Source organism: Hydrocarboniphaga sp., from assembly GCF_028291725.1.
Classification (GTDB): Bacteria; Pseudomonadota; Gammaproteobacteria; order Nevskiales; family Nevskiaceae; genus Hydrocarboniphaga.
On sequence record NZ_JAQGNT010000097.1, the window covers coordinates 40,368 to 64,254 of the forward strand.

A 23,887-nucleotide genomic window follows, 5' to 3' on the forward strand; every position below is an offset into this window, starting at 1 on the left:
TCAGTCAACGTCTACCGAAAATGGCAGCAGGCCCTGTCTCAAAGTCAGGCCAGGGACGGCGAGGGATGGCTCCGCGCATGCGTCGAAAACATTACCCCAGGTTTGGGGACAGTTTTTTGCCGCAACGACTTTCTGCGGCTCTACCGCATAAGTCAGTCGTCCAGGTGATCCGGCGGAGAGCCTGAGCTTCCAGCGCGACAGCTGCCCCCTGGTTTCCACTTCCACCGAAACAATCTCGCCGGTGCCGCTCCATTCAAAGCCGAAATTCCGGGCCGCGCCGCGTTCATCAACAACGATCTGCAGGCCACGCTCCGCAAACACCACCGTTCCTGAAACTTCGTCGCCCACCCGCTTGACCGAACGCTCGTCGGTGCGTGGGCAGGTTTCGAAAGGTAGCTCTCGGAGCGACCAGCCGCCACCGCCGCCGCTTATCTCCGGGTCGTACATCCGGCGCCGGATTGGGTCGCCGAGTTTCGCGGCGGGATCATGCAACATCGCCTCACGCACGATACGTGCGGCTCTGGCACCGAATTCCCGAAGAAGCGCTTTTGCCAACGGCGCCCAATGCACTGCCTGGCCTTCGAAAAAGCCGTAGTCGCCATGGAACCAATAGGGTGAACAAACCGGGGCGATACCCGGCTCGGACAACGCAGCGACTTGCGCAAGCGGGATCTGTGCGTTGCTCTTGGCCTTACGCTTGACGGCGGGCGCGACCAGGATCGTGGCAAGCATCCACACCGGCTCAGCTTGCTGGGTACGTTCACGTATCAGCACATCCAGTCGATTACGCAGCTCGATCATCTGCGCCCTGTACAGCATCGGATCGGTGCCGCGCTTGCGATCCTCCTCTCCGTGATCCCACAGAAAATGTGGCAGGTACAACCGCTTGCCGTAGCGCTTGCAGATGGCGATTGACCGATCGACCGTTGTTAGAAAATTGCGGAACGCCTGCGTCCCCTCGGCAATATTGCAGAGCAGTTGGCCGGCTTGGCCGGAGCTACGATATAGATGCGCAGCGCTCGAATCTCCGATCGGGTCAGCGGCGATCAGTGAGTGCCGCAGGTAAGCGCAGCCTCCCGACTCGCCCACGTCGGCATTCTCTTGCGCCGGCACGAAATCGGTCAGAGTAGCGCCATCGAGCTCCCGGCCCTGCACACCGAGCAATCCCGTGTTGAGCATCAACGCGCGGCACTCATCCACGACGTCCGATCGTCCCACCATCAGAGCCCGTCCCAGCCCGAGTTTGCCCGTCGCGGCGTCGTCCCGGTCGGCGATGGTATCGATCAACACCTGGTCGTCCAACACCTGCTTTTGCGTGTCGGGTGAGCCGGCATTGCGTCTTGTTTGACGGCGCTCCTTCGCTCCGCCCCCAATCTCCACCGCTTGACGCCGCAGATGCCTGCGCAAACCGCCCGCCTCGGCGTTTGATTGCCCATAAGCGATCGTCAGCACGACAGGATCCGCCGCGTCAGTGCTCGCAGCTCGCTTCTCTGCGAAGACCGGACTCTGAGTCGGTGCCGCCGCCGTCGCCTGGACCCGGGCAAGCTCTGCGACAGGCGGACCGACACTGTCGGCTGTACCGGTGGCGGAATCTCGCACCTCGCTTGGGTCGGCCGCACCGTTCAGGGCTCGCGCCTCACGCATGGCGCGGCGTCTGCGTTTTTGCTCCTTCCGGCGCAATTCGTCAGTCATGGAACGACTTATTTCAAACCATACTTCTGAAGCCATCCCAGAGCCGCGCCTCCGAAGATTTCGGCGCATGCGCGTAGCTCGGCTTCGAACTCCGCGATCAGACACTTCAGGAGGTCCCCTTCGAGCTTGGCCCGCGGACGCCCGTCTTTGGAATTGTGCGACAACGCAAGTGCACCACTACTCTCGTCTGGATTTCCTCCCAGGTAACGCAGGATGGCGGCGCGTGTCGCCTGTGGATCAGCGATGACGTCATCGAGGAAAAACCATCGAAACCGATGCGCTGGAATATGTTCGGCCCATCGCCGATGGATTTCCGAGGGATACAGCAAACTGCCGGCAAAGCCAGATCTCAAAGTCTGCTTGAGTTCGGCAAGCTCACTAACTACGGTGACGGCAAGCCGACCATTGCCAACAGCGTCATTGAGGTTCGACCATAGCCGGCTGATCGGATCCCTGAGCATTAATATGATCTTGACATCGGGCAGATGCGCTGCAATCGCGTTGACGACAGAAGGCTCGAGTTCGCTATATGCCGGGGTGATGTCACCCGTAATTTTTTGCCCGGCGAACGAAAAAAGCGACGAGTAGACCGCGAAATCGGGTTCCCTGGAGATCGTCAAACTTTGCAACAGTCGGCCAAAGCGCTTGGACTCCTGGGACCAGCTGCTGATCTTGGCAGCCCTCGTCGATTTGACGATCGTCCCGGCGTTGTTGACCATTCCCCGTGCCTTCTTGGCGTCCTTCCGGATCTTGGCCACCATGGACGAATGCGGAAACGCCCGGTCAAAAAAATGCAGCTCCTTGATAGGCGGCATCCAAAAATCCGGGTGCTCCTGTAGTTGGTTGTAAAGCCAGCGAGTACCTGCCTTCTGTAGCCCAATACCAATAAAATCTGGGCGCGGTCTCGTCATTGCGGTCTGCACTCAAGCTCCTGACTTATAGAGGACCAAAACGGCTGCGACCAAGCCGTGGCCCATGATGCGGGACTCTAGTTGAGCGGCATTCTGGATGTCAAACCTACTTTCCGGCCGCACAATTGCATCAGATCATCGTGTTTCTACAAGCCGAGAGGCCCGCCGCCGTCTCCGCCGGAGCTAGATCCCTGCATTGCAACTAGGCTCCTACTTCTTGCCGTGCTGGCAATCCGGCTCAGACATCCTCGGAAGCGATCGGCCCGATGGTGACGCGAACGCGCCAGCGGTCCAGATCAGCAGGGTATCGACTGCCGCCGCACAAGCTGGTTAGTCCCCGATCCTTGCCCGTTAACGGGCCGCGTGACAATATCCGTTGGCCCCTTATCAATGCTCTTAGGCATGGGCTCAGGCGATCGGCGCCCTAGCGGCAGCGATCAACGCTTTTATCAGAAGGGCCACCCAATTTTCCGGCTCGTCGTTACCGACCGGCCGATGACTGTGGTGCCATTGCTTACTTATCCGTCTTCGGACTCTAGGAGATTCGCATGAAACTCGATGACATCATCAATAAGGCCGCCGCCTCTTCAGGCGCGAAGCCGGATGAACTCAAGAAAGCCCTTGGCAGTATATTTAGCGAGATCAAAACGGCAGTCGAGCAGGGCGCAAAGGTACAAATTCCAAGCATGGGCACGTTCATACTGAAATCACGGAGTGCCGGCGAAAAAATCATCGCCAAGACCGGGGAGAAGCGGGAAATCGAAGCTGGCAGCTTCATCGCCTTCAAGCCGTTCAAGAGCGAGGCCAACAAAAAAACCGGCAAAGTCAAGAAAGAGAAAAAGGCCGCTCAGGTTTAAGATCTCCTCGCCGTTCACCCCACTGCGCAAGCGGTTTCGCCTGGTCCGGCCGTCTGGCTGATACCGCTGCGATGCATCGATTCCCACCAAAGAGATCAGAGTGACTGTGAATCAAACGGCGACCGGCACCCCTTCGGCGCCTCTGCCCAAGGGCATCATGATTCTCGGCGCCGCCAAAAGCGGCACCACGGCGCTGTTCTATGCCATCCAGAACACGCTGAACAAACGGCACGGCACGGCCGTCAAGGGGTTGTTCGAGCCGACCACGACGCAAAGGATAGAAGAATATCTGGCATCTGGCAGTGACCGGGTTCCATTGATCAAAGTGCTGCTCGGTCTGTTCATCCGCAAGGGCATGGATCTGTCGCAGGCTTTCGATAAGAAGATCATCATCTATCGTGACCCGCGCGACAACGTGATCAGCCGCCTGGTGTTCATGCTGACGCGGCTGATCGAGCCGTCGGAGCGCGACAAGATCGACCAGGTGATCGCCCTGTTGCAGCGCAAGGAACGGGAGCCGGAATCGCTGAGCGTCGCCCAGATCATCCGCGAAGTGGGCGTGATCACCAATCGCGAAAACTTGCTGGCCAGCGTTCGCAACAACGCGCTGCTGCCCGCCAAGATGAAGCGGCAGTCCGGCGACCAGTATTTCATGCTGTCCTACGAAGATTTCGTCGAGGGGCGTTTCGATCAATTGAACGGCTACCTCGGCTTTGAAGTCGATCCGGATTTCGAGGTCGGCGACCGGCACACTCACATCGTCCGGACCAAATCCTCGGGTAGCTGGAAAGACTGGTTCCTTGCCGAGGACATCGACTACTTCGTCAAGGAAGTGGCAGAGGACTATAACCTGCTGGGCTTCGATGCGGAGCAGCAGCCGAATGCCAACAAGCATCTCGATCCGAAAATCGGCAGCGAATACGCGATGGCTCAGTTTACTCGCGTAGGCGACAAGCACCGTACGCGCAAAACGGCGGGCAACGCTGGAGGCAAGCAAGACAAAGCCTCTGCGAAGATCGAGGAAGAGATCGAAGCCACCGAAGGACTCGCGACCGTCAGCAAGCAGGCCGCAGATGCGCAGCGAGAGGAGCGCAAGGCGCAGCGCCAGCGCAGAAAAGCCAAGCGCAGCGCGCAGACGGATGCCGGCAAGGGCGGCTGAGCCAAACCGATGAGCGACTTCGACAGCAAACTTTTCCTGGTTGGAGTCGGCGCGCAGAAGGCCGGCACGACCTGGCTGGCGCGATACCTGGGGGAACATCCCGACGTCTATGTCTCCAGGCTGAAAGAGTTGCACTACTTCGACGCGGTATGTCCGACTCCGTCCCGAGTCGATGTCGGCAAACGGATGATCCGCCTGGCCAAGGAGGTCAGCGCCGGCCTGGAGCTGAACGGTAGCCGGGTGAATGTCAAGGCAATGGATAAATTGCTGGCGGTGATCGACCGCTTGCAGATGCAGGCCGATCCCAAGTACCCCTACATGAGGTTCTTCCATGACCGGGTGAAAGAGGAGTCGGTGTTTTGCGACATCACGCCGGGCTATTCCCTGCTGGATGCATCGGGTTATCAATCCATACTGAAAATGCATCCGCGCGTTCGCTTCATCTTCCTGATGCGCGACCCGATCGAGCGCTACTGGTCGGCGCTCAGAATGGGGGTGCGCAAGATGAAAAACTTCGATCCCGATCGCCGTTTTATGGATCTGCTCGAAGACAAGGATTACTTCTTCCGCTCGGACTATAAGCGGACCATCGAAGAACTCGAAAAAGTCGCCAAGCCCGAGCAGATCAAGTACGTGTTCTACGAGAATCTGTTCACCGACGAAACGGCGGCCCAGATCACTTCGTTCATCGGCGTGACTCCCTTGCCAGCCAAGTTCGACCAGATCGTCAATCCGGGCGCCAAGATTCCGCTGGCTGCTGACAAGCTAACCGCTGCATATGGCACTTTCCGGCACATCTACGATTTCGTCTTCGAGAAGTTCGGCAAGTCCGTCCCCGCGTCCTGGCATGCAACCGTGAAGCTGGCCTCGCCCGGCAGCTGAAAAACTCGAGTGATCGCGGGCATGACGGAGCAGCTGCAGTCGGGCGCCGGCGATCTCCCTGGCCCACACTAACCACGCAGTTGATCCGGACAACACGATGACCTTGTTTCTCCACATCGGAATGCCCAAGACCGGAACGACGACGATCCAGGCATTTCTCGATCGGAACCGTGAAAAGCTCGCGGAGCGCGGTGTCATCGTGCCGAAAGCTGCGGGTGGCCAGAATCACCGCAAGCTGACCGCCTACGCACTGGACGAATCCGAGACCGACCACACCCGGCGGATGATGGGGCTGCTGTCACCGGAGCGTATCCTCCGGTTCCGGGCGAAGTTCGAAAAGAAATTTGCCAGCGAAGCCAGGAGCTGGCCCGCAGGCAGCACCGTGGTGATGAGCGGCGAGAACATGTCGCAGCTTCGCCAGCCCGAGGAAGTCGCCCGGCTGCACCATCTGTTGCGCCCGTTCTGCACTGACGCGATCAAGATCATCATCTACTTTCGACGCCAGGATCTGTTCTACCTCAGCAGCTATTCGCAGCAGATCAAGGCCGGGCGGCTGACCCACTGGTCGGATTTGTCTGGCGACGCCAAGATGCGGCTGTACGACTATCGGCGCTTCCTGCTGCCCTGGGCCACTGAGTTCGGCAAGGAGAATATTCTCGTCAGGCCTTTCGAACGCGGGCAGATGATCAAACAGGATCTGATGTTCGATTTCGTGTCGATACTCGGACTCACCGACCTCGGCGGCTTGGAGATTCCGGAAACCCAGAATCAGAGCCTGGACGCCCAGACCTCCGAATTCCTGCGCAAGATGAATCCCTGGTTTCCACGCTATATCGACGATGCGGTCAACCCGGTGCGCCGCCAATTGGTCGCGGCGATCGAAACCCTATCCACCGGTCCGCGCCTGCGCATGGCGAGCACCAGCGCAATCCAGTTCCTGTCGCGCTTCGAAAAAAGCAATGCGGAGATTGCCAGGGACTACCTGGGCCGCGAAGACGGCGTGCTGTTCCGCGACAAGCCGGAGGACGAAGCCGAGAGCGCTCCCAGCCTGAGCCTCGACCAGGCCATCGAGATCAGTGCGAAGCTCTGGGCACACTCACAGCGCGCAATGCCGCCGATGAAGCTCGATGCCACTTCAGAGATTGATCCGGCCGATACAGAATAGTGCCCGCTCAGCGGAATGCGCCGGCAGTCGACAGAGATGCAATTGATCACCAATACAACCGATAAATGCTTGGTCGTGCATCTGGGCATGCCTAGAACCGGCACCGGTGCATTGCGGCGATTCTGCCTGGACAACCGCAGCGCGCTGCGTGAGCTGAGATGGTTCGTCGACGATCCTTCGCTGCCTGCGAGCGAAGACACTCGACAGATTGCGACTCATATCGACCGGGCCCTGCGCGGTAGCCCCGCCAAGACCAGCGCCCATTTGGATGCCGTCAGTGAGCTGCTGTCGGCTCCGCCTGCGAAAAACTTCCTTATATGGAACGCTTGGCCGACCTTGACCGAAGCGCCCCGTTGGCAGGCACTCCAGCAAGCCACGGCTACCGCAGGTCGCCGCCTGATACTGATCGGCTACATCCGCGAACAGCGCAGTTGGCTGTTGTCTGCGTATGCGCAGCGTGTACTGCATCACAATATGTCGGCCGCCGCGGCACGCTTCATACAAAAATCGAGGAGCGCGGCGGCTCTCGATTATCTGGCGATCTATAGCATGCTCGCGCAGGCTGTCGGTAGCGAACGCTTGGTCCTGCGCCCGTATGAACCCGCTCGATTCCCCAATGAAGACATCTGCCCGGATTTTCTTGCCGCATTGAATCTGCCTCTGGATGGCTGGCAGTCTCCGGGAACCCGCATCAATTCCTCGCCGGGTGTTATCGATCTGGAGCTGGCGAGAATCTTGAACAGTCAGGCCGATACCGCGGCACTCGACGGCGAGCTGTTGCTGAAAGTGGCGGCCGAATACGGTATCGCCAGCGACCGCAAGCTGTATCGCCTGGCAAAAGCTTCGGTACTCGATGGCGTGGCGGCGCTTTATCAAGAAGCGAACAGGGCGTTGGCGCGTCTGCTGTCGCCCACCAGCACCGAAGCTCTGTTTGGCTCCGGCCCGCCGCAGAGCTACGAGCCGTTCCGTCCCGAGGAGCTGGTCAATGCAGCTTCGATCGAGCTGCTGGTCCGATACCGCGACGCGCAGCAACTCGCAGCCAAGGAGGCCTTGAAACAGCCGGCCGAACCCAGCACGACCGACAACACTGAAGCGCCACTGCAGCTCAGCACTCAGCCCGATCCGCCCGCTTTGATCGCATACGCGACGATGGCCAAGCCCATCTCCCTGTACCGCGCTCCGCATATGAGCAAGGGCATCCATCAGATCGAAGATGGCATGGCCTGTGAAGTGCTCGAGGAGCGGGGCGTCAAGCGACACCAGCATATTCTCGGCTCTTTCCCCAGTCATTATCCGATCGAAACTGAATTCGTTACGGGTCCGGTTCTTGCCATCAAGCTGCTCGATGGACTCACCGATTCACAGGCCGGTGTGACCCTCACCCGACAGGGAAATCCCGTCAGGGAATCGGTCGTCATCGAGCGCTTGATAGAAACCTATTCCAGTGAGCGGGAAGGCCAGACCCTTTATGGCGGGGACGATTCGAGCGACGCCATCGTGCTGCCGCTCGCAACCCAGCGCAAAGAAAACTACTGCCGATGGTGGCTGGATAGCGTCTCGAAAATCTTCATTGCTTCCAGGTCGAGCCTGCTGGGCGAGGACTATGCCCGGGGCAAGGTCAAACTATTGACCCCGATACCCAGTTCGCAATTCCACAAGCAGACCCTGGACCTGTTGCTGCCGCGCCTCAATTGCCCCTGGCAGAGCATCGACAGCGCAACGCCGCTGCTGGCGTCGTCGTCGGCGAATTCACCGGGCATTACGTTTGGCGGCGGCCAGCATCTTGGCGCGCTGGTCAACGACTATGCGCAATTCTTAAAAGACCTGCTGCCGGATCTCGGAACTCCGGATAGCGTCGGGAACAGCGGACTGCTCTACATTTCCCGTAACGATTCGGGCATGCGCCGCATCCTCAACGAAGAGGAGTTATTGCCGGGACTCCGGAAGCTGGGCTTCAATATCGTGATGCCGGCCAAGCTACCGCTGTCGGCACAGATATCATTGTTCAGAAGTGCCCGCATCATTGTGTCGGCGCACGGCGCTGGGCTGACCAATCTGCTGTTTTCCGAGCCGGGCACCCGCCTGGTCGAGATATTCCCCGAGGGCGGTGTCCACGGTTCGGCGTTCCTGCGAATCTGCAGCCACCGCGACTTCAAGTACTTTTTCGTCGTCGGCGAAGCCGTGATGAACAAACAGTCCGTCAAGAACGCGAACAATGCCGATATCGTTCTCGATATCCCGGCGACCCTGTCCCTGATCCGGGATGTGATGTCGGGTTGAGCGCTCGGTTGTCGGTCTTGCGCGGACCCGTCGCTCCCGCGATCAAGGATGCACGAGACGAACGCGCGCAACCAAACTGAAGGACCGTGGAATGCGATACAACGCGCAAACGATGCAGCTGGTCAACGAGATCTACCGGCTATCCAGACGAAGGACGGTGTTTTTTACCTGCGCAGATCGCAAGGACGGCGCCGGAGCTCAGATTCTGGCGCATCTCAGCGTGCAATTGTTGAGCAGAGCCTTGGGCGTTACCTACGCCCATTCGCCTTTCAAGAAGCTGGATCATCAGGATGCGGGCGGCGGCGGCGGAAAATGGGAGCAGCGTTGGGAGCAGTTGTTTGAACTAGGCAAGGGCCACATCGAGGCGGCAGCGATCGAAGCGCAGTGCGAAGTCGTAAAGCTGCACAAGAAAGCTGTGCTGATGCCGGAACTCGACCCGGTATCGACCAGACCCATCCTGTTCAAGCTGCATTCCGCGCATTTTTTCGCTGATCTGCTCGCCGATCACTACTACTACCTCACCCAGCCGCTTCATCTATATCTGAACAAACCCGCGGCCGCAGGACCGGCCGGCATCGTCGATATCGCGGTGCACATCAGGCGCGGCGACCTGGTCACGCGCAACATCGAATACCGCATCGTCACGGATGCCGAAGTCCTGGCCATGCTCAGCACGGTCAAGCAGGTCCTGGACGCCGCTGGCCGTCGATATCGGGTGTCCTTGTACTCGGAGGGCAAGGAAGCCGATTTTGCGGAGGAGTTGAAGCGCGGGGCCGGACTTTATCTGGATCACGACGCCCAATGGACTTTTCTGCAACTCGCACGTTCCGACGTGCTGATCTGCACCAAATCAGCTTTCAGTCATGTAGCCGGCCTGGTCGGCAACGCCTGGGTCATATGCCCCGAGTTCTGGCATACGCTGCCAAGCCGCTGGCTGAGCTATGCCGCGATCAGCGCCGATCAAGGAGGGCTGGAGCGAATCGCGCAAGCCGGTCAGGGCTACGAAGTCGGTGAGCCACACTTTGCGGAAGATTTGAGACCGCGTCCGGTCGGCGCCGCTGTCGGCGGGGGAAAACTACGGATTCATGTCGTCAAATCCGGCGAAACCAAGATCAAGGCAAAGCACTACTACGATCACTACGGGACACGCACCAAGAGCACATTGACCGCCACCTGGATTCATCACAGGAAGGTCAACAGCCGATGCTTCGCGCGATACCGGATCGATGCCGATTTGGACGCTCTACGCTCGCTGAAACTGCTCTACCGCGCGCAGGCGGAGGTCGACGCGCTCGTACTGTTCAACGGCAAGATCGTCGGTGGCAGCGAATGGTTCACCCAGAGGGCGGCAACCGAAGACCTGCCCGCAGAAAAGTTTTCCTGGACATTGCCGCGTACGGTAGAACTCAAGGCTGGCGTCAACTCGCTGTCGATCATCGCGATCAGCGCTCTACCGGAGTTGGCTCAGTTCCGATTGAGCTCCGTGCAAGCAGAGTAGGGAGTGCCGGCCGTGTAGGCAACGCAAACCGGAAAACGCTCAGCCGGGAGTATTCGCCAGCACGGGCGCGATACGGCCACGCAGCAGCAGCAACCTGCGCGACCGGAAGTGCACCAGGTTCCGGTACAACACCAGATAGACCACCGCGAACACGCCGCACATCAACTTGAGCAAGTCGGGGCGATCCCAGAACAACAAAGCCGGTACCGCTGCAACCAGCGCAAACGCCCACATGTACATCGCCGCGACGGAACTCTGCAGCGACTGAAGCCTTGGGTTGTTTCGATTGGCCGCGCTCTTGATCAGCCGGTGATACACCAAGCTGTGCATGTGCAACCGGTCCGGCGAACCGGGCGAACGCCCTCTGACGAACATGCGCCGGAATGCCGAGTACAGCGTCTCCCAGATCGGATAGACCGCGAGCAGCATCGGGAACCAGGGCGATACACCGGGGTTGCGGCACACCAGCATGATCGACAGCTCGGCCACCAGCAGGCCGGTGAAATACGCGCCGCCATCGCCGAGAAACAGCCGGCCGAAGGGGAAGTTCCAGACGAAGAATCCGAGCACCGCCGCCGCGCTCAAAATCGACACCGAGAAGATGAAGGTGTCGCCGACCACGTTCGCGACAGCCGCGATCGCCGCCAGGATCACCATGCTGACGAAGCTGCTCAGGCCGTTGCAGCCGTCGACGATGTTGATCGCATGGGATACGCCCGAGGCTGCGAACAGGGTCACGCCGAAGCCGGCCAGCGCATAGGTCGCCAGGATCGGATCGAGGAAGCCGATGTCCAGGAACGTCAGCTTGGCACCGAGCAGCCACCAGCCGAGGGCGGCGGACAGCATCGTGGTGAACAGGCGAACCAGGGTGCCCAGATTCTGGAAGAAGTCTTCCAGCAGGCCGATGCACAGGGCCGGCAACAGGGTCACCGCGAGGAACAGCGCATCGAGATCGAATTCGTCGCCGTCCAGCGTGAAGGCCCGCAGCGCGATGACCAGCCCGCCGGCCACCGGGATCGCGCCGAGCCGCGGCACGATGTGCAAATGGGTTTTGTGCGAGGCCTCGCACTGGTCGATGCCGAGCTTATAGCGGAGCGCCAGACGGATCGTCAGGTAGCCGATCGACGCACTACTCAGCAGCGCCACAATCGCGATCCCGATCAGCCCCATCGCCCTGCTCCCTGTGGCCACCGACTCGGTGACCGTAACCCTGCAACAGCCTTCAGACCCTGCGCTTATCCCCGGCGGATCGGCTGACCGGACCCTCCGGACTTGCCGAGCTTTCTCCCCCGAATCGACCCGATGGCATTGACTGCGCCATTCAGACCCTTAAATTCTTTCATTAGGCGGGTTCGATCTACCTTCGGTCGAGTATACGCCGCCGTTATTCCGGAAATCACCGGAAATCGCTCTGCCGCTGGAATTTTTTTCAACACGAACCGATACACAACTTAGTCAAAGTCCCTGACCCATTGCGTAACCGGCAAAGCGGCGCAAGCCCTTATCTTATAAGGGCAATCGAGAACTATTTATTACCGGCGGCCGCAGGCCTGCGGAGCAGCTGTCGCGGCAGAAAAGGCCTGGTTTATACGAGAAACCTGCACTACTGACACCGGAATCTGCGCAAACGGTTATCAGCATCGGACTTCTGCAGACATGCCGATGCGGCCAGTACCGGCCCCGCCTTCCAGAATCAGGGCCCGGAATCAGGCCTTGTACTGCGGGATCTGAAAAGTCCTGCGCATGATCTTTTCGAGCTGCCCCTCGGACAGCAGCCGTTTCATCAGGCCCATCGGCTTGACGTCATTGCCAACGTAGTGCATCGGCTGCCAACGCTTCAGATCCAGGATCTTCAGCGTCTGCTCCACCGCGGCCTCCGGCGTGCTGCCCTTGGCTTCCAGGAAGTCTGGCAGCACCTTGAGCACGGTGCGCGACAGCACCGGGTCATAGACCTTGCGGATCGCCTCCGGCTGCTGGTTCCAGGTCACATGGGTGTTCGCATGCGCGTTGGCGGACATCGCGGTCAAGACACCGCCCGGGACGATCGACGTCACCTGCATGCCGAAAGGCGCCAGCTCGTGGCGCAGCGTCATCGTCAGCCCGTGGATCGCGTACTTGGTCATGTTGTACGCACCCGCCGACACCGGGTTGGACAGGATCGCGCCCGAGCTGTAGTTGGCGATGCGCGAGCCCGGCGCGTGCTGGCGCAGCATCGGCAGGAACGCCTGCACCACCCGCACCTGGCCAAACAGGTTGATCTGGAACAGCCGCTCCATCTGCTTGAGATCTGCGCCTTCGATCACGCCCACCGCGATATTGGCGACGCCGGCGATGTTCATCAGCAGGTCCAGCCCGCGGCCGGCTAGCGCCTCGCGCACGATCTCGGCGCTGGCGTTCACCGACTCGGTGCTGGAGACGTCCTGGTCGACGACGGTGATGTTCGGCCCGCTGACCAGGTCGGTCGGCGCGCCCGGCAAAACGCCGGCGAACACCTGCCAGCCGCGGGCGGCGAGTTGCTTGGTCAGCAGGTTGGACTGGCCGATGTTGGCGCCGGTGAGGAAGGCGGTTTTGTTCATGCGACGAGTTTTTCCGATGCGGCTGGCTGCGGCTTCGTCCGATGCGCGTAGGCTGCGCCTGAGGTTCGGGCGGCGATCGTTGCTGCAGGCTCGCAATTGCGGACAAGGTCCGCTCCTACAGGAATATTGGGAATATTGCGCACCGGTGGTGAGGCGATCGAAGGATCTGCTATCCCAGGCCGGCGATCAGCAGGCCGCGCTTGAACGTCATCCGCGGCATCACCGTATGCAGCGATTCACGCGCCTGGCGCCAGGGCCGGTCCAGCAAGCATAGGTCCGCCGCCGCACCGGCTTGCACGCGCCTGACAACGCGCTCCGACAAATCCGCCGGCATCAGAAACAGATCTAGGGCCTGCTCGGGCGACAGGCATTCTTCCGCACCGAGCACGACGCCGCGCTCGGTGCGGCGCGTCACCGCGGCCTGCATGGCCTTCCAGGGATTGGCATCGCCGAAAGGCGCATCGGTACTGCCGGCGAGTGTCACGCCGGCATCGAGAAACGCGCGCAGGCGATACAGCCAGATCCGCTCGTCGACATCGACATCCGTAAGGTAGGCATCGCCGCGTTCCGCGATGAAGCCCGGCTGGCTGACCACCGCGACGCCCAGCTCGCGCATCCATCCGAGCAGGTCCGGCGGCGTCACGCCGGCGTGTTCGATGCGATCACTGGGCGTAACGCCCGCCTCGGTGAGCGCAGCAAGAGCAAAAGTCAGATCGGTACGCGAGACGCAATGGAAGGCGGTGCCGCGGCCGGCGACATGGCTGCGGCGGATGGCCGCGCAGAGCGCGTCGAAATCGGGCAGATCGGCGTCGTGCAGGTGGAACTTGTGTGCACCGCGGCGCACCGCGCCCGATCCGCCGATGTGTTGATCCAAGCGTGCATCGCCCATCATCAGCACGTCCTGCAGCAGCCCGCCTTCCGCGATTGCCGACTCGAATCGCTGCAGCGTCTCCGGCCCGTTGTCGGGCGTCGTGTCGGTGACCCCGGTGACGCCATGCGCCGCAAGCCGGCGGCTGATCGCCCACAGGCTCGGCTGGGTGCGCGGACGGCGCGCGCGCAGCCAGTCGTCGGCGTCGTACAGGCGCCCGGTATAGCGGCCGCGCGCATCGCGCTCCAGCGGAACATCGCCGCCGTTATCCACGCCCAGCGCGGTCAATGCCGGAGAGTTCATGATCCACAGGCGGCCGCTGCGATGCTGAATGCGCAGCGGCCGCGCCGGGCCGCAGCGATCCAGCCAGTCGCGGTCGATATCGCCGGCCACCGACTCGTGATAGCCGACGCCGCGCAGCCACTCGCCGGCTCCAAGCTCGGCGTGGCGCCGATGCAGCGCCTGCTGCAGGGACTCTGCGTCGCGCAGCTGCGGCGGACCGCAGGCCAGTGAGTCCTGCGCCGCTGCGAACGACTGAAGATGCAGATGATGATCGTGCAGCGACGGCAGCAGCGCAGCGCCGCCTGCATCGATCACGGTCTCGCCGGGCCGTGGCTGCAGATGCGCGGCGATCGCGGCAATGCGCCCGTCCGCAATCCGCAGATCGACGAGCCGCGCGCGCGCGATGCCGATCTCGGCGTTGCGGATCAGCATGCCGGGGCCGGCTCGATCTGCAGTGCGCTCAAAACCGCAGCGGTGTCGGCACCCAGCGCAGCAGCGTGCGCCTGCGGTATACGCGACCTCGGCGCGAGCACCGGCTGATGCGATGCGCTCAAGTGCTGCATCCATGCACGCCAGCGCTCGTGCGGCGTGTGCCGCAGCTCAAAGCCGGCGCAGTGGTGCACCACGTCCGCCAGCGGCAACTCGACCAGCCCGCCGCCGCCGCCCAGCCAGCCCGCCCACGCGGCCAGCGCGGCGTGCAGGCCCGCCAGCGGATCGGCGATCGCGTCGCCGCAGATCAGCCAGCGGCCGGTTGCGGCGTGCAGCATCGAAGACAGGCCGGCAGCGGCCCCCGCGTCGTCGCCGTAGGCGATCCACTGCGCCTGCGGCTCAGTGCGGCCGTATCCGGTCAGGCTGATCCAGGTTTGCTGCGGACGGGCGGCGAGCAACGCCGGGGCATCGATGCCGAGTTGCCGTAGCGCGCGCGGCCGCGAAGCCTCGACGACGATGTCGGCGCGCTGCAGCAGCGCCCGCAACTGCGCGCGGCCTGCGTCGGTCTTGAAATCAAGTGCCACGCTGCGCTTGCCGGCATGCATCAGGTCGAACAACACGGCCGACCCGTCGCGCGCGCCGTCGGGCCGGTGCAGGCTCTCGACCTTGATCACCTCGGCACCGCAAAGCTGCAGCAGATGCGTGCACAGCGGGCCGGCCCACAGCGACGACAGGTCGACGACGAGTGGCCTTTTCTGTGCTTGCCCTAGCCAGGAACCTCTCCCCCCTCCGCTTGCGGGCGAGAGCTGGGGAAGGAGCGGGCCGGTCCCGGATCTCAAAGACGCATCCGCCACCGCCAGCCCTAGCAACCTGCCCCGCTCCACCAGCGTCTCGACTCGCCGCGCCGCGACGCGGATGGAGACCGCGTCCCAGACCGGCTCGACCCGATCCTCGAGCCAGGCCGGCAGCAGGCTCCAGTCGTCCTCACGCGGCAGGTTCAGCGCGATCATGCCGTCGCAGGTTTGAAGCAGGCGGCAGCTGCCATTCGGAGAGATCGCGCCGTTGCGTAACGCACCGGTGATCGCGGCGCGCTCGGTCAGCAGCTGCGATCCGCGCAGGCCATTCAGGACACCGGCAGGCGCGATGGCCTCAAGGGCTGCGAGCACACCGTCAGCGCAGGCGGCGATCGGCGCCGGGCAGAGTTCGGGTTCGCCGCCGGCATCTCCGGTCAGCATCATCAGACCGCAGCGCGCGGCCGCCGCGGCCGGATGTTCGGCAGCCAGGTCGATCGGCCGCGGCGCGCGCGGCAGGCCGTGTGCGCGCAAGCACTGCTCGGCGTAGCGCCGGGCGGTTTCCTCCGCGGCGGCGATCAGGCCGCCCGGCTGCTGCGCCGCGCCCACAGGCTCTCCGCGCGTAGTCGAATCCCGTCCGTCATCCCGGCAAAACCCGCCTCCAGCTTGGCACCCATCAGGCCGCGCACCAGCGGCACCATCCAGCCGCGCAGTTCGAAGCGCGAAGCATAGCGTGTGCGATCGTTGCCGATCGATTTCACTTCGTGCGAGCGGTGGCTGGACAAGGCGCCTAGCGGAACCGGTTTCATGCTGTACCCGAGCCGCTTGCCGGGCACATGCTGCTTGATCCATTCGCGCTGCTTCTGCGGCCTTGCGAACAGCTTGACCGTCAGGTCGATCGGATCACCCGGCTTCAGCGTCGAGCTGCAGGCCACGCAGAACGGATTCCACTGCGGATACGCGGCGAGGTCGGTGATCACTTCCCAGACGATGCTGGCCGGCGCCTTGATCTCGATGGTTTTGTCGATGATGAAGCTCATGGGGCACGACCGCGGGTCATGAGCCACCCGGCGCTTTTCTCGGGGCTACACCGCATCGGCAAACTCCTGTCGGATTACGCGGCGCAATATCTTGCCAAGTTCGTTGTACGGCAACTGGTCCTTGAACACGATGTGCTGCGGCACCCGCGAGGAGCGCAGCCTGGACCTCACCAGCTCCTGCAGCTCGAGCACGCTGGCGGACGCGCCGTCCTTCAGCACCACCGCGGCGGCCACCGCCTCACCCCATTGATCGTCCGGCAACGCGACCACGGCGACGTCGGCAACTGCTTCGTGATTCAACAGCACGTCTTCGATTTCACCGGGCGAGATATTCTCGCCGCCGCGCACGATCACGTCGTCGGCGCGGCCGTCGAGAAACAGATAACCCTCGGCGTCGAGATAACCGCGATCCTTGGTCGGAAACCAGCCGCCCGCATCGAGCTGGCTGCCGAGCGCCAGATACTCTCCCGACACCTGCGGCCCGCGCACGAACACCAGGCCCGCCTCCTCACTGCCGAGCGCCTTGCCGGCCTCGTCGCGGATTTCGATCTCGACCGCGCCGGGCCTGCCGACCGAGGCGAGCCGCCGGCGCACTCGCGGATCATCACTCGCCGCGGCAGCGCGATGATCGTCGGGGCCGAGTACCGCGATCGTCGAACTGGTTTCGGTCAGGCCGTAGGCATTGGTGAAGTCGACCTGTGGCAGCAGGCACATCGCACGCCGGATCGTCGCCAGCGGCATCTTGCCGCCGCCGTAGGCCAGCGCGCGCAGCGCCGGCAATTGCGCATCGCCGCCCTGCGCATCGAGATGATCGACGATGCGCTGCAGCATGGTCGGCACCAGGAAGGCGTTGCTGACCCGGTGCTCGCGGCAGGCGGCGAGCCAGCCGGCGGCTTCGAATCCTTCGAGCTGCACCATGCGGCGGCAGGCGTAAGTGCTGCTGAGCACCGCCGAGATGCCGGCAATGTGATACGGCGGCACGGTAACGACGATCGCGTCGGACTCATCGGCAGCGGCAAACTCGACCGTGCCGACGATGTAGCTCATCAGGTTCTCGTGGCGCAGGATCGCGGCCTTGGGCTTGCCGGTGGTGCCGCTGGTGAACAGTTGCACGGCAACCGCGCGCGGATCGTCCGCGGGCTCGATCGGTGCGGCGTTCCGGTGCAGCGACAGGAACGCTTCGCGATCGATGATCTGCACGTCATCGCGCGCATCGACCAGCCCGCGATAGTCGGCGCCGGTGATCAGCAGGGCCGGCGCGACGCGTGCAATCAGCTCGTTGATCTCGGGCCTGGTGAGCCGGTAGTTCAGCGGCACATATGGCACACCGGCATACGCGGCGCCGAAGATCGCGACCGGCGCCGCGGCACTGTTGACGTCGAGCAGCACGACATACACAGCGCCGGAAGCCTGGACGCGAAGCGCAGCGGCCAGCGCCGCCGCTTTCAGCTCGGCATAGCTCAACTGCGTATCGCCGGAGACCACGGCGATGCGCTCGCCGAAGGCCTCGGCGGACATGTCGAGCAGAGTGGCGATGTTCATGGGTGTGTTTTAGCGGGTCTTGATCACTGGATCTGTAGGAGCGGCCCATGGCCGCGATTGTTTCGGTGAGGCCTCACTCGCGGCCATGGGCCGCTCCTACAGTTGAGGATTGAAGAGATTTTCAATCCGACGACGGCAGCTGCTTCGCCTGTTTCACGTCCAGCGCCATGCCGTCGAGCGCCAGTGTGCCCTTGCCACCCTTGGTTGCCAGCAGCTCCAACGACTCGTCCTGGTTGACGTAGCGCTTGCCGATCAGGGTCCCGCCGGCCCGCGCCGAATCCAGGCTCAGGCCCTCAGGTGCAGGCGCGCTGCCGCCGAGCATCGCGGCGCCGCCGCAATGCAGCTCGTGCTCACCCGGCGGAGCCTTGACCACCATCACCTGCGCGTCGCAAACCGCGCTTCTGAAGCGGGCTCCCGCCTTGAGTACCATCGCCATGCTGCCGCTCTCCGTCGTCAATGGGTGCTTAGGGCGCTAGTTCACCACGCGGCGCACTCACAGACCTCGTCCAAACGGCTAAGCGATCGAACAGCTGATGACGTGCGGCGAACAGGAAATGCGCATGGCCGGTCTCCGGCAGCACCTGCAATTCGATGTCGCGGCTGGCGGTAAACGCGGCCGGTATCTGCTGCGGCGGGCCGGCCATGTCGCGATCACCAACGGCAATGAACACCGGCACATCGATCAGGGCGGCGGCCGGCGCAACATTGCCGGGCAACATCGAGTGATAAGCCGGCAGCGGCAGCAAGGGCTCATCGGACGCAGCTTTCAGCGCGGCGATGCCGCGCGGCTCCGCCGTGCTGCCGCCGAAGATGCCCTTGGCCTGCGGGTCGCGCTGAACTTTCGGATACGGCTCGCGGAACATTCGCCTGGCCAGTGCCGGCAATTGCTCACGCAGCTGGCCAGGGTCTTTTGCGAGCCCGGCCTGCGCCGGCGGCGTGTAGTCCGGCAGTCCGCGGGTCGAGAAACCGAGCAGCGCGATCGCGGCGTGAGTCTTGTACCGGGCCTGCTGCAGCAAGCTCAGCATCGCGCCCATCGAGTGGCCGACGCCGATGCTGCGCAGCTGGGGGATCTTTTCGCGCAGCCCGGCCAAGACTTGCCGCAGCGCTTCGTCATTGGCCTGCGCCAGCAGTTCGGTATCGAGCAAGTAACCATCAGCGGGGCGCGTGCTGTCGCCGATGCCGAGGTGATCCATCGTCAGTACATGGAAGCCGCGTTTGCTCATCTGCCGCGCGAAGCTGAAAGAGGTGTCGCCGTCGTCTGGCATCAGGTCGAAGTAGCCGCGATTCATGCCGCCGCCGGGCAGGCAGACGAGCAGGATGGGCTCGGCTGTATCGGTGCTCGGCTCGAATAGCGTTGCCGCGATCTGCAGCGGCCCTTCGTTGGGCAGCGTGAGTTGCAGCGGAAGATGCAGCGTCATGGAAGTTCTCAACGAAACCTCATCGACCGACCTGTAGGAGCGGCTCTTAGCCGCGATCGGGGCCTCATCGACACAATCGCGGCTATGAGCCGCTCCTACAGCCTGCCGGATCAAACGGCGCTCAGAATCGCGCCGGCCATGCCCGACGACACCAGCACGTTCTCGACCTTGCGCTTCTTCACCTGATTCACCGAGGTGCCCCGCACCTGGCGCACACCTTCGGCCATGCTGTTCATGCCGTGGATGTAGGCCTCGCCAAGCAGGCCGCCATGGGTATTGATCGGCAGACTGCCATCGATCGCGATCTCGCCGCTCTTGATGAAGTCTTTCGCCTCGCCCTTGCCGCAAAAGCCGAAGGCTTCGAGCTGCATCAGCGCATGCGGGCTGAAAGCCTCATACAACATCGCCGCCTGCATGTCGGACGGCTGCATGCCGGTCTGCGCGTACAGCCGCTTCGCGGTACCCCAGGCCTCGGGCATGATCGTCAGATCGTCGTGGTAGTAGTTCGAAATCACCTCGACGTTGTACGGGATCGACTGGCAGGCGCCGCTGATTTTCACCGGCTTCTGCCGCAGGTCGCGGGCACGCTCCAGGCTGGTGATCAGCAGCGCCTGGCCGCCGTCGCTTTCCTGGCAGCAGTCGAGCAGACGCAGCCAGGGCTCCTGGATCCACTTGCTGTTCTGGTGATCCTCGAGCGTGATCGGTTTTTCGTAGAACCAGGCCTTGGGATTGGTCGCCGCATAGGCGCGCTGCTGCACGGCGAGATAGCCGAGATCGCGGTTGCTCACGCCGTAGGTGTGCATATAGCGGCTGGTCTGCAGCGCGCCCCAGCTGGCGGGCGTCATCGCACCGAAAGGCACGCACCACAGCAGCGATCCGGTGCCGTTGCCGGCGGAGTAACTCATCTGGCCCTGCGCTGGGTTCTGGCCGAAACGGTACTGGCTGCGCTCGTTCATCGCGCGCCACACCAGCACGTTCTTGCAGACTCCGGCGTTGACCAGCGCCATCGCCTGGAAGATCGTCGCCGCCGCCGCGGCGCCGCCGCCAGGGATGCGCGCGGTATAGGCCAGATCCTTGACGCCGAGGCAGCGCGCGAGCGTGACCTCGTCGCTGTTGTCGATCGTGAACGTGATCATGCCGTCGATATCCGCGGGATTGACGCCGGCGTCCTCGCAGGCGGCCAGCGAGCATTCGGCGGCCAGCTGCAGTTCGCTACGCCCTGACTCCTTGGAGAACTCGGTGGCGCCGATGCCGGCGATCGCGGCCTCGGTGAATGTCCGGCCCGGGCGGCTCATCGGGTGCTCCGCGGCCGGAACACCGGCAGCTTGTGCTGGTTCATGGTCGGCTCGAACATCACTTCCACCGGCATGTCGAACTTCATGTCCTCAGGCGTGACGCCGACGACATTGGAGACGAAGCGGATGCCTTCATCGAGCAGGATCACCGCGACCACCGGCGCCTCCTTGAAGCCGAAGGGATGCGGATGCCGCGGGATCGTGTACGAGTGCACCGTGCCGTAGCCGGAGAGCTTGACCTCGACGCGAGCGAGGCTGTGGCAATGCGGGCACATCGGCCGCGGCGGGAAGGTGAACTGGCCGCAGTCGCCGCATTTCTGGCCGACGAATTCCTCGCGATCGGCGGCGTCCCAGAACGATTTGGAATCCAGTGTAACGATCGGCGCGATGCGCGTCGGCTTGGGTGTGGCGGGCGCTTCGGTAGCTTCGGTCACTCGAGTTCATCCGTGTCGATGTTCCCCTCTCCCGCGTGCGGGAGAGGGTGGCGCGGAGCGCCGGGTGAGGGGTCCCAAAACAACTACTGCTTCGCTTCTTTCTCGAGCATGCTCGCCATGCCCTGCTTGGGCGCGGCGGCGGCAGCACCGGGCACCGGGCGCGGTGGCATACGCGGCATGCCGACGAAACCGATCGCCATTTGCTCTTCCATGGTCTTGATCTGATCCTCGCTGTAGCCCATGCCGGCCAGGATTTCCTGGGTGTGCTCGCCGACCAGCAGCGGTCGGCCCTGGATCACGCCGGGCGTATCCGACAGCGAGTACAGCAGGCCGATCTGGTCGAGCTTGCCGACCACCGGATGCGGGTAGGACACCACCCAGCGACGCTCGCGGAACTCGGCGTTGTCATGCAGCTTGCGCGAGAACTCCTCGTCGACGATTTCCACCGGAACGCAGGCACGATCGAGCTTGCCGAACCAGTTGGCCGCGGTGTCGCTGATGAGCTTGTCGCCGATGGCTTTCGCGAGTGCGTCGTCGCTTTGCTGGCGCGCATCAGCTGCGAGCCCCAGCGTCGACAGCAGCCCGCTCCAGTGCTGATCGCTGCTCAGCGCCACGCAGAGCCAGCCGGCCCTGGTTTGATAGAGGCGATGCCCGGCCGAGTAGCCAAGCTGCTGGCCATCGATGCGCGGCCGCTCGAAACCCTTGCCCTCCGGCGTCGCCACCGCGTAGCTGGTATTGAGCAGCGCGGCGTTGATGATCGAGGTATCGACGAACTGGCCCTCGCCGCTGCGATCGCGGTGGTACAGCGCCTGTACGATCGCGGTCGCCGACAGATAACCGTTGCCGGTGTCGCCGAAGCTGGTGAAGCTCCACAGCGGACGCCCGCCTTCGCCGCGCCCCATGCCGCCGTCTTCAAACTGGATACCGGACAGGCAGGCGCCGGTCTGATCGTTGCCCGGCAGCCCGGCGCGCACACCGCGCTCGAAGCCGCGGGTATGGCAGTAGATCAGCTTCGGGTTGATCTTTTTCAGCGACTCGTAATCGATCTTCAGGCGCTCGGCGGCGTCGTAGCGCATGTTGTGCTGGACGACGTCGGCCTTGGCGACGAGATCCAGCAGCACCTTCATCGCGCGCGGGTCCTTCAGGTTCAGCGTGATGCTCTTCTTGCCGCGGTTGGCCATGTAGGCGATGTGCACGCGATGCCAGAACAGGTCGAACAGGCCGTTGACCTTGATCACGGTGGCGCCCAGATCGCTGAGCAGCTGCGTGCCGAACGGGCCGGCGATGGCGAGGCCGAGGTCGAGGACGGTGATGCCGGCGAGCGGGCCTCCCTCTCCCCCCGCTTTGCGGGACCCTCTCCCAGGAGAGGGGAAAGCCAAAGCGGTTTCCCTCTCCTGGGAGAGGGTGGCGCGATAGCGCCGGGAGAGGGATGCTTCGGCCTTGACCTCCTGCGTATTCGCCCCCGGCTTCACCGGCGGCGCGCCGGGCTTACCTTGCGTGAGGCTCATGTTGTAAGCATTGCCGACCGTGCGAATCACGCCCAGTTCGGGATCGCGAGTTTCGGTCACGCAGCCATCCATCAGAAACGCCGCATCCGCCAGCGACTCCTCGATGCTGCGCACCGGCTGCATCGTCATTTCCGCCGTCGCGGCGGCTTCGATCCAGTCCTTCACCGGGAACTTCGCGATCGCCTCGGCGAGAATCGGCTGGTAGTGCGACATCACCAGGATTTCTTCGGGGCCGGTGCCGAAACGATCCGGATCGTTCTGCACCGTCAGGTCCGGCGAAGCATTGAGCGTGTCACCGGCCGCGGCCTGCATGATGAAGCGTGGGTTCGGCACCCAGTTGTGCAGCCAGTGTCCGTCGCTGGTTTTGAAGTGGCCCTTGGGCGAGCGGTTGCCGAGGATCCAGGTGTCGAAGCCCGGCGCGTCGATTTTTTCGGCACGCTGCCAGACGCCGGCGGCACCGGCCATCGCGCCTTGCAGCAAGGAGGTCTCGACCCACTGGCCGCGGCCGGTGATTTCGCGTGCACGCAGCGCGGCGCTGATGCCGAGGCTGGCGTTGAAGAAGGCGCCGAGGCTCGGCCACTGCGAGGCAACGAACAGCGGGCCCGGGCGCGGCGCGCCCTGCACCCAGTCCTGCGGAATCTCCAGATCCGGAAATGGATCGGGTTCGCCGTTCATGTGGTTCAGCGCGCCCTCGGCCCAGCCGCGCTGCTCGAACATCAGGCCGCTACGCGCCTGCACCAGCGCGTCCACCGCGGGGCGATTGCTGAGCGCGTTGTCGCGACCGTAGCCGGTAATCGAGCAGACGATCAGGCGCGGATTGAGCTTGGACAAGCTCGCGTAGTCGATGCCGAGCCTGGCCGCTTCACCCGGCGCAAAGGACTCGACGAGGATGTCGGCAGTCTGCGCCAGTGCCAGCAGAATCTTGTTGTCGGCGTCGTTGTGCAGATCCAGAAACGCGCTGCGCTTGCCGCGCTGCCAGACGTGATAGCCGAGCTGCTGCGGGCCGGGCTGGGTGCGCGCCGGATCACCGCCGGGCGGCTCGATCTTGGTGACACTGGCGCCGTTGTCGGCCAGCAGCATCGCGGTCATCGGCCCGGCGACGCCGGAGCTGAGATCGAGGACTTTGAGTTGGGCGAGAACGCCAGTCATGTGCACTCCGAAAATCAAAAAGAGAGTCCCCTCTCCCGCTTGCGGGAGAGGGCTAGGGTGAGGGGCTGTTGCTTCAAGAGCAGCCCCTCACCCGGCCCTTCGGGCCACCCT

19 protein-coding genes are annotated in these 23,887 nt (G+C 63.1%); 6 read left to right on the forward strand and 13 right to left on the reverse strand.

What is annotated here, in order from left to right:
* Together JWQ90_RS25395 and JWQ90_RS25400 are read right to left on the reverse strand one after the other, a co-directional pair.
* On the reverse strand, window positions 1-1,692 hold the full coding sequence (locus tag JWQ90_RS25395) for a hypothetical protein (RefSeq protein ID WP_299697864.1): 1,692 nt from the start codon (window positions 1,690-1,692) through the stop codon (window positions 1-3).
* An 8-nt stretch (window positions 1,693-1,700) separates the two neighbouring features.
* Window positions 1,701-2,615 (reverse strand): sulfotransferase, encoded by a 915-nt coding sequence (locus JWQ90_RS25400; RefSeq protein WP_299697865.1) that lies wholly within the window; start codon window positions 2,613-2,615, stop codon window positions 1,701-1,703.
* Between the two features lie 536 nt (window positions 2,616-3,151).
* Here JWQ90_RS25400 and JWQ90_RS25405 point away from each other — a divergent pair.
* From JWQ90_RS25405 to JWQ90_RS25430, 6 genes are all read left to right on the forward strand, one after another.
* Entirely contained in the window at window positions 3,152-3,460 is a 309-nt protein-coding gene (locus tag JWQ90_RS25405; RefSeq protein ID WP_299697866.1) for an HU family DNA-binding protein, read from the forward strand.
* A 157-nt stretch (window positions 3,461-3,617) separates the two neighbouring features.
* A complete protein-coding gene (locus JWQ90_RS25410; RefSeq protein ID WP_299697867.1) occupies window positions 3,618-4,619 on the forward strand; it encodes a hypothetical protein in 1,002 nt (333 codons plus the stop codon).
* Window positions 4,620-4,628: 9 nt separating this feature from the next.
* Window positions 4,629-5,501 carry a sulfotransferase gene (locus JWQ90_RS25415; protein WP_299697868.1) on the forward strand — a complete coding sequence of 291 codons (873 nt, stop codon included), beginning with the start codon at window positions 4,629-4,631 and terminating at the stop codon, window positions 5,499-5,501.
* Between the two features lie 97 nt (window positions 5,502-5,598).
* Window positions 5,599-6,666 carry a hypothetical protein gene (locus tag JWQ90_RS25420; RefSeq protein WP_299697869.1) on the forward strand — a complete coding sequence of 356 codons (1,068 nt, stop codon included), beginning with the start codon at window positions 5,599-5,601 and terminating at the stop codon, window positions 6,664-6,666.
* Between the two features lie 42 nt (window positions 6,667-6,708).
* Window positions 6,709-8,946 (forward strand): glycosyltransferase family 61 protein, encoded by a 2,238-nt coding sequence (locus JWQ90_RS25425; protein WP_299697870.1) that lies wholly within the window; start codon window positions 6,709-6,711, stop codon window positions 8,944-8,946.
* Window positions 8,947-9,058: 112 nt separating this feature from the next.
* The gene (locus JWQ90_RS25430; protein ID WP_299697871.1) at window positions 9,059-10,444 is read left to right on the forward strand and encodes a hypothetical protein; all 1,386 of its coding nucleotides are present in this window, start codon (window positions 9,059-9,061) and stop codon (window positions 10,442-10,444) included.
* A 39-nt stretch (window positions 10,445-10,483) separates the two neighbouring features.
* Here the strand turns inward: JWQ90_RS25430 and JWQ90_RS25435 are convergent, their stop codons facing one another.
* The 11 genes from JWQ90_RS25435 to JWQ90_RS25485 all read right to left on the reverse strand — a co-directional run bounded on the left by JWQ90_RS25435 (window position 10,484) and on the right by JWQ90_RS25485 (window position 23,776).
* Window positions 10,484-11,614 (reverse strand): glycosyltransferase, encoded by a 1,131-nt coding sequence (locus tag JWQ90_RS25435; protein ID WP_299697872.1) that lies wholly within the window; start codon window positions 11,612-11,614, stop codon window positions 10,484-10,486.
* A gap of 536 nt (window positions 11,615-12,150) precedes the next feature.
* On the reverse strand, window positions 12,151-13,020 hold the full coding sequence (locus JWQ90_RS25440; RefSeq protein ID WP_299697873.1) for an SDR family NAD(P)-dependent oxidoreductase: 870 nt from the start codon (window positions 13,018-13,020) through the stop codon (window positions 12,151-12,153).
* A gap of 169 nt (window positions 13,021-13,189) precedes the next feature.
* On the reverse strand, window positions 13,190-14,602 hold the full coding sequence (locus JWQ90_RS25445; protein WP_299697874.1) for an amidohydrolase family protein: 1,413 nt from the start codon (window positions 14,600-14,602) through the stop codon (window positions 13,190-13,192).
* Window positions 14,596-15,999: a CoA transferase gene (locus JWQ90_RS25450; protein ID WP_299697875.1), complete on the reverse strand. Its 1,404-nt coding sequence runs from the start codon at window positions 15,997-15,999 to the stop codon at window positions 14,596-14,598. Before JWQ90_RS25450 ends, JWQ90_RS25445 begins: the two co-directional genes overlap by 7 nt.
* On the reverse strand, window positions 15,969-16,430 hold the full coding sequence (locus JWQ90_RS25455) for an SRPBCC domain-containing protein (protein ID WP_299697876.1): 462 nt from the start codon (window positions 16,428-16,430) through the stop codon (window positions 15,969-15,971). The genes JWQ90_RS25450 and JWQ90_RS25455 overlap by 31 nt, the downstream gene beginning before the upstream one ends.
* 45 nt (window positions 16,431-16,475) lie before the next feature.
* A complete protein-coding gene (locus JWQ90_RS25460) occupies window positions 16,476-17,972 on the reverse strand; it encodes a class I adenylate-forming enzyme family protein (RefSeq protein WP_299697877.1) in 1,497 nt (498 codons plus the stop codon).
* Window positions 17,973-18,093: 121 nt separating this feature from the next.
* The gene (locus JWQ90_RS25465; protein WP_299697878.1) at window positions 18,094-18,408 is read right to left on the reverse strand and encodes a hypothetical protein; all 315 of its coding nucleotides are present in this window, start codon (window positions 18,406-18,408) and stop codon (window positions 18,094-18,096) included.
* 28 nt (window positions 18,409-18,436) lie between these two features.
* Window positions 18,437-19,390: an alpha/beta fold hydrolase gene (locus tag JWQ90_RS25470; RefSeq protein ID WP_299697879.1), complete on the reverse strand. Its 954-nt coding sequence runs from the start codon at window positions 19,388-19,390 to the stop codon at window positions 18,437-18,439.
* Window positions 19,391-19,500: 110 nt separating this feature from the next.
* Window positions 19,501-20,685 carry a lipid-transfer protein gene (locus JWQ90_RS25475; protein WP_299697880.1) on the reverse strand — a complete coding sequence of 395 codons (1,185 nt, stop codon included), beginning with the start codon at window positions 20,683-20,685 and terminating at the stop codon, window positions 19,501-19,503.
* Window positions 20,682-21,119, reverse strand: a complete 438-nt coding sequence (locus JWQ90_RS25480) for a Zn-ribbon domain-containing OB-fold protein (protein WP_299697881.1) — start codon at window positions 21,117-21,119, stop codon at window positions 20,682-20,684. The genes JWQ90_RS25475 and JWQ90_RS25480 overlap by 4 nt, the downstream gene beginning before the upstream one ends.
* Before the next feature lie 83 nt (window positions 21,120-21,202).
* A complete protein-coding gene (locus JWQ90_RS25485) occupies window positions 21,203-23,776 on the reverse strand; it encodes a CoA transferase (RefSeq protein WP_299697882.1) in 2,574 nt (857 codons plus the stop codon).
* Window positions 23,777-23,887 lie beyond the last annotated feature (111 nt).

Coding starts and splice junctions, on each gene's coding strand:
- JWQ90_RS25420 (WP_299697869.1), top strand. CDS start 5,599: ATGACCTTGTTTCTCCACATCGGAATGCCCAAGACCGGAACGACGACG.
- JWQ90_RS25415 (WP_299697868.1), top strand. CDS start 4,629: ATGAGCGACTTCGACAGCAAACTTTTCCTGGTTGGAGTCGGCGCGCAG.
- JWQ90_RS25470 (WP_299697879.1), bottom strand. CDS start 19,390: ATGACGCTGCATCTTCCGCTGCAACTCACGCTGCCCAACGAAGGGCCG.
- JWQ90_RS25440 (WP_299697873.1), bottom strand. CDS start 13,020: ATGAACAAAACCGCCTTCCTCACCGGCGCCAACATCGGCCAGTCCAAC.
- JWQ90_RS25460 (WP_299697877.1), bottom strand. CDS start 17,972: ATGAACATCGCCACTCTGCTCGACATGTCCGCCGAGGCCTTCGGCGAG.
- JWQ90_RS25445 (WP_299697874.1), bottom strand. CDS start 14,602: ATGCTGATCCGCAACGCCGAGATCGGCATCGCGCGCGCGCGGCTCGTC.
- JWQ90_RS25475 (WP_299697880.1), bottom strand. CDS start 20,685: ATGAGCCGCCCGGGCCGGACATTCACCGAGGCCGCGATCGCCGGCATC.
- JWQ90_RS25465 (WP_299697878.1), bottom strand. CDS start 18,408: ATGGCGATGGTACTCAAGGCGGGAGCCCGCTTCAGAAGCGCGGTTTGC.
- JWQ90_RS25485 (WP_299697882.1), bottom strand. CDS start 23,776: ATGACTGGCGTTCTCGCCCAACTCAAAGTCCTCGATCTCAGCTCCGGC.
- JWQ90_RS25405 (WP_299697866.1), top strand. CDS start 3,152: ATGAAACTCGATGACATCATCAATAAGGCCGCCGCCTCTTCAGGCGCG.
- JWQ90_RS25410 (WP_299697867.1), top strand. CDS start 3,618: ATGATTCTCGGCGCCGCCAAAAGCGGCACCACGGCGCTGTTCTATGCC.
- JWQ90_RS25395 (WP_299697864.1), bottom strand. CDS start 1,692: ATGACTGACGAATTGCGCCGGAAGGAGCAAAAACGCAGACGCCGCGCC.
- JWQ90_RS25430 (WP_299697871.1), top strand. CDS start 9,059: ATGCAGCTGGTCAACGAGATCTACCGGCTATCCAGACGAAGGACGGTG.
- JWQ90_RS25435 (WP_299697872.1), bottom strand. CDS start 11,614: ATGGGGCTGATCGGGATCGCGATTGTGGCGCTGCTGAGTAGTGCGTCG.
- JWQ90_RS25455 (WP_299697876.1), bottom strand. CDS start 16,430: ATGAGCTTCATCATCGACAAAACCATCGAGATCAAGGCGCCGGCCAGC.